General features: G+C 52.0%; 1 protein-coding gene. It reads right to left on the bottom strand.

Annotated elements, in window-relative coordinates:
- Positions 1–383, bottom strand: a 383-nt coding sequence (locus tag I6F37_RS44820) for a hypothetical protein (RefSeq protein ID WP_225155105.1), incomplete at both ends; no start/stop codon positions are given.

The following is a 383-nucleotide window of genomic DNA, read 5'->3' as shown; positions in this document are numbered from 1 at the left end:
CGCTGATGTCATTCAAGACTTTGAAATTCCCCTCCGCAAAATACCCGAGGCTACTGAAGTTTCCCCCTGAGCCGATCTCATCACGCCCATACTGAACGCCACCTAAGAAACTAAACTTTTCTATCGGGTAACCGGCGTAGAACGCCAACCGATGAAAGGTATTCTTGAAGAATGTGAGATTCGCGATCTCTTCCGGCGTGAGCTTAGTCGAGTCATCGAAAGGATCAGTGGGGACGCGGTTGGGAAGCAGATCAAGCCGAGGAAGAGATGCGCGGCCATTGTAATAATAGACAGAGACGTTGCCGCCATCGGGGTGCAGAATCTGGTTGAAAAAGAGCTGGACGTCGGGCCCGCCTTTTTCTGATCCACGCAAGGCCTTGGTG

Source organism: Bradyrhizobium sp. NBAIM08, assembly GCF_020193935.1.
Classification (GTDB): Bacteria; Pseudomonadota; Alphaproteobacteria; order Rhizobiales; family Xanthobacteraceae; genus Bradyrhizobium; species Bradyrhizobium yuanmingense.
Note: the sequence above shows the minus strand (reverse complement) of the source record. Positions and strands in the feature narration are given on the sequence as shown.